7 protein-coding genes are annotated in these 4,851 nt (G+C 43.0%); 3 read left to right on the plus strand and 4 right to left on the minus strand.

What is annotated here, in order from left to right; translation table 11 throughout:
- A partial coding sequence (locus AC1DWN_RS28080; RefSeq protein ID WP_477562178.1) for a DUF6254 family protein occupies positions 1–183 on the plus strand: 183 nt, incomplete at its 5' end.
- A 292-nt stretch (positions 184–475) separates the two neighbouring features.
- On the opposite strand, the gene AC1DWN_RS28085 is transcribed toward AC1DWN_RS28080, so the two are convergent.
- Complete coding sequence (locus tag AC1DWN_RS28085; RefSeq protein WP_477562179.1) at positions 476–769, minus strand: 4a-hydroxytetrahydrobiopterin dehydratase; 294 nt, start codon at positions 767–769, stop codon at positions 476–478.
- Between the two features lie 99 nt (positions 770–868).
- Between AC1DWN_RS28085 and AC1DWN_RS28090 the strand changes: the two genes are divergently transcribed.
- Positions 869–1,084 carry a helix-turn-helix domain-containing protein gene (locus AC1DWN_RS28090; RefSeq protein ID WP_477562180.1) on the plus strand — a complete coding sequence of 72 codons (216 nt, stop codon included), beginning with the start codon at positions 869–871 and terminating at the stop codon, positions 1,082–1,084.
- On the opposite strand, the gene AC1DWN_RS28095 is transcribed toward AC1DWN_RS28090, so the two are convergent.
- Together AC1DWN_RS28095 and AC1DWN_RS28100 are read right to left on the minus strand one after the other, a co-directional pair.
- On the minus strand, positions 1,060–1,614 hold the full coding sequence (locus AC1DWN_RS28095; protein ID WP_477562181.1) for a GNAT family N-acetyltransferase: 555 nt from the start codon (positions 1,612–1,614) through the stop codon (positions 1,060–1,062). The genes AC1DWN_RS28090 and AC1DWN_RS28095 overlap by 25 nt on opposite strands.
- 139 nt (positions 1,615–1,753) lie before the next feature.
- Positions 1,754–2,659, minus strand: a complete 906-nt coding sequence (locus AC1DWN_RS28100; RefSeq protein ID WP_477562182.1) for an AraC family transcriptional regulator — start codon at positions 2,657–2,659, stop codon at positions 1,754–1,756.
- A 139-nt stretch (positions 2,660–2,798) separates the two neighbouring features.
- On the opposite strand from AC1DWN_RS28100, the gene AC1DWN_RS28105 reads away from it, so the two are divergent.
- A complete protein-coding gene (locus tag AC1DWN_RS28105; protein WP_477562183.1) occupies positions 2,799–4,286 on the plus strand; it encodes a glycoside hydrolase family 38 N-terminal domain-containing protein in 1,488 nt (495 codons plus the stop codon).
- Positions 4,287–4,435: 149 nt separating this feature from the next.
- Here AC1DWN_RS28105 and AC1DWN_RS28110 read toward each other — a convergent pair.
- On the minus strand, positions 4,436–4,851 hold a 416-nt coding region (locus AC1DWN_RS28110; RefSeq protein WP_477562184.1), incomplete at its 5' end, for a glycoside hydrolase family 99-like domain-containing protein.

The following is a 4,851-nucleotide window of genomic DNA, read 5'->3' on the forward strand; positions in this document are numbered from 1 at the left end:
TATGAGATGGCTAACAATATGCCAACCTACATAAGGGAAGGAGGGGTCGCGAATATGACATCATCTAAAAATCGTCGAGAAAATGCATGGCATCAACGAAAGCACTCGCAGCAGCCTCATGGTAAAGTGAAGTCGTTTGAAGAGCTTAGCAAGGAAACAGGCAACACCAAGCCTGAGCAATAGCAGGGCAAACAGCAGCATTCAAGAACAAGATCAAAAGACTCAATAACAAGAACAAATGCAATCAATTAGTTGAAAAACGGCTAAACTGTAGTCCCCACTTCAGCAGAAAATAACAAAAAACCTCGAAAGCATGCTTAGAGCAGCTTTCGAGGTTTTAATCTATGCTTTAAATACGCGACGACGATCATCATTCTCAGAGCTATATGCAAAATAGTTGGATAATACAGCCTTGAATAAGCCATACTATTCAACAGCTAGCATCTGCTATAATGTTAATCAGTCCTATATTTAATCAGCGCTTTTCGACCTTAAAAGCTTCATCAAACGCTTCCGCAGCCATAAAATCAAGCTTTGTCAATCCGCCATCGACCCAAGTCGTCATACGAAGCGTGACCATTTTATAATCAATGGCAATAAAGGGATGATGCTTAAGACGTTCAGAGGCTTCAGCTACTCTATTTACAAATTCGACACTTTCCATAAACTCGCGAAACCGGTATTTTTTGACGATCCACTTGCCGTCTTCACGGTTCCAGCCCTCTCGCTTTGCTAGCATTTGTACAATTTCTTGCTCTGTTAGCTTCATGTACGACACCCCTTCATCATCATTGTAGTTTTCACCAATACCTATAAATATGATTCCGTTCATGCTAATAATAAAAGAAACAAAGGATGATACATTAAAATGAAATATGTGTTGGGTCGCTGTTTGCTTGATGATATTTTAATCGCACGGGGGATGTCACGAGTTCAGCTTGGACAACTCTTACAATATAAGCCTGAACGTATAGCAGACTACATCGATAACAAGAGAGTAATGCCGCTTCAAGTCGCGATATCGATTGCTGACACTGTAAAATGCGATGTGCGCGAGCTTTACGAATTGCAGTCGGACGGATAGAACTCTTCTTTTAGAATGCCCATATAAACTACATCGCTATATCGGCCATTAGAAAAGTGTTTCTGTCTCAGTCTTCCTTCTTCTTTAAAGCCGCATTTCAAATAACATTTCAATGCGTTCTCATTGTAATCATGTACTTCAAGCTGAAGCCGGTTTAGATTTAATTGTTGAAAAACGAATGCCTGCATAAGATGAATAGCTTCCGTTCCGAACCCCTTATTTTGCCATTCAGAATTCCCGATAACGATCCCCATATCAGCACATCTGTTTTTCCAATCCACATGAAACAAATCTATTTGACCAATATATTTTTCCGTATCCTTATGGGCAATTACAAATCCCTTCTGATCRGTCTTTCCTTCAATTATTGTGTTCAGATAAGCTTCTGTTGCGTTTCTTGTATGAGGGTACATAAAAATATCAGATAGGTTATTCGTTATTTTCGGATCATTGACCCAAAATCGCATGGATTCTAAATCTTCTATTCTATATTCTCTCAAAATAATTCTTTCTCCAATAAGATGAGGCATCGCGTCACTCCCTCTTCACTTTTATACATATTACCATAATTAGAGAGTTTGAAACTTCTAATTCATACTATATATAGGTTGCGAGTTTGCCCCGTATTCCCCTTCAAGAAGATGTATAGTAAGTTTTGCGAAAATTAATCTACAAAGATAAATCCAGCACTTGGCTTTTCCTAAACTCCACTGGAGTCTTCCCATAATATTTCTTGAATACCTTACTGAAGTAATAGATATCCGGAAATCCAGAACGCAACGCCGCTTCCTTGATTAGCATCGACGGATCATTCCGTAGCAGTGTACATGCCTTGTCCAGTCGGATCTGGTTCATTCTCTCGATAATCGTAATGCCTGTACTTTGTTTATAAAGTCGGCATAGATGGCCATAACTCATATGCAGCGAAGCGGCGAGCGCTGTGACGCTGAAATGATCCCCTTGAAAGTCCTCGAGATAAATCTCAACTTTTCTTACTAGTTTATCGCAGGGACTAAGCTTCTCGTCGGTAAGTGCAGTTTCAGGATCGGAAACTCGAGTCAAAGAATCTAGTAATTTGACCAGAAGCAGCTGCATGGCAAGCGGGGATACACCTGATTGGGCATCCTCGAAGAGATTCAGCAAGATGTCCTTAATCCCGTAAATATCGCGATACCCTCCTGACTTCCACTGGTGGAGGCTAAACAATCGATCGTACAGAGAGTCACTGATCGGTAGTAATCTTTCGCCCGAAGGACGTATTCGCCATCGAATACAAATTCCTTCATGAGGCTTATCGACTCTATATGCGTGGGAATGAATCATTCCTGGCGGAATTAGAAAGAAGTCTCCTTCACTCATCGTTACGAGGCGATCATCGAAACGGGTTTTCATTTCTCCTGATAGAACATAGTTAAACTCAAACCAAGTATGCGCATGCGGAGGGCATTTACTAGCGTTACCAATTTGCTCGAAAATGATATCAATCCAATCGATAGTAACATCATTGATGCTAATTTCATGGCATATCTGGTTGAAAGTAGCGGGCAGATCCGTTTTCCAGCGTGAAATGTCCATCGTATCACAGCTTCTTCCCTCAGTTGATTTGCTAATCATATCATAATAAGACAAAAAATGATGATAATAAGCGATTTACCTGATGATGCAAGTTACCAGATAATAAAGGAGAAAATTACATCTCTTGGAGGGGTCATTCATGAAGAAACTTCATCTTCTAAGCAATGCGCACTTGGATCCAGTATGGCAGTGGGAGTGGGAGGAAGGCGCTGCAGCTGCAGTATCCACTTTCCGTGCGGCAGCAGACTTCTGTGAGGAATTCGATGGCTATGTGTTCAATCATAATGAAGTCATTCTTTACAAATGGGTGGAAGAATACGAACCCACTTTATTCAAGCGAATACAAAGGCTCGTTGGCGAAGGGAAATGGCATATCATGGGAGGCTGGTATTTGCAGCCTGATTGTAATATGCCTTCGGGAGAATCCTTTGTCAGGCAAATCCTACACGGCAAAACCTATTTCAAGGAGAAATTTGATGTCGAGCCATCGACGGCAATTAATTTCGATTCCTTCGGTCAACGTGAGCCTAACTTGTTATTGGAAGACGGAAATTATCGTTTTATAACCGATGATCTGCAGGTTACCGTGAACGCTTCAACCGGACTAATCGACGAATATGTCGCAGGAGGTATGTCGTACCTCCAACCGGATGCCTTTAGTCCTCTTGTTATTGAAGACAATGAGGATCCATGGCGAATGGACACAAATGCTTTTCCTAACGTAATCGGAAAGTTCGCCTTAATGGACGCGGGAGCTGGTACTGACTTCTCAGGGGTTAAGAGTCGGTTATTGCCCTCCGTTCGTGTCATTGAAGACGGGGAAGTGAGAACTGTAATTGAATCCGTGCTCGCCTACAGAAATTCTTCAATCTGCTTGACCTACAAACTCCCAAAACAAGGCACTGAGATCGAAGTCCAAGTTAGGGTTTATTGGAATGAGAAAGACAAAATGCTGAAGCTTTCCATACCGACATTTCTCACGGACGGTGCTTATATTGGACAAACGGCGTTTGGCGCTCATGCCTTGCCAGATAACGGAGAGGAAGCTGTCGCACAAAAGTGGGTATCCGTCGAATCTTCAGAGAGCTCACGAGCGATCACCTGCATTAACAATGGCGTCTATGGATCGGATTTCCATGACGGAGAGATTCGTATCACTTTACTGCGCGGATCAGCCTATTGTGCTCATCCGATCAACGATCGTCCTATCGTGGTGCAGGATCGGTTTTTGCCGCGAATCGATCAGGGAGAGCGTAACTACACGTTCTGGATAAATGGTGGAGAGTTAGCGGCAAGACGAGCCCACGTTGATCGCGAGGCCGATGCACACAATGAGAAGCCTTTCGCATTGTCCTTCTTCCCTTCCGGTGATGGTCAGCAACCAGACTCCTATCTTCTTTTGGACGGAGGAACTGTGCAGCTAAGCGCGTTCAAGAAAGAGGAACGTGGGGAAGGCTATGTAATTAGGTTATTTGAACCGACTGGCAGCGAGCAAACGACTACCCTATCAATACCATCACTTGGTATCCGTGAGGAAGTCAGGTTGAACGGGCACGAAATAAGAACCTACCGCTTTGACGTCTCGGCACAAACTCTTCAAGTAATAGGACTTTGCGAAAAATACTAGTTCTTGCAGTCTTATGGATGATCTAAGTCATGTCAAATTGCTCGAATTGGAGACCATTCATCTAAACGCATCAAGGTACTCCTTCCAATTTAAACTGCAATAACAACCAGCCCGTCAATTYTARAATTGACGGGCTGGTTGTCTTTATTTTAATCCCCGGAGACTCCGAAAACATTGCGTATAGCTTCCAGATATCCCATACCGTTAACGGTATCGGGCTCCAGATAGCTGCCCTCTGTCCATTCATTCCAGGCATTGATCGTCAAAATTCGCGACTTTTCCGATTCACTATCGAGAAATCGCTTCGCTTCAAGCAAATATCGCTCAAACTGCTGTGGCGTATTTCCTGATAACGTGCTCATAAAAGGGTAGCCTACATCATCGTATACGTCCGTCTGCACCGTTCGGGGACTCGAATCCCAGCCCATTGTTACATTCGGATAATAAGGAAGCTCATATTCTCCCTTGAGCCGAGGCCAATCCTTCACTGCTTGATCTCCGAATTCTGAATAAGGCACTTCAGGAAAATGTTCAAATGGGATATTATGTACCCACACGTATGAAG

Source organism: Paenibacillus sp. P4_A7, from assembly GCF_056402455.1.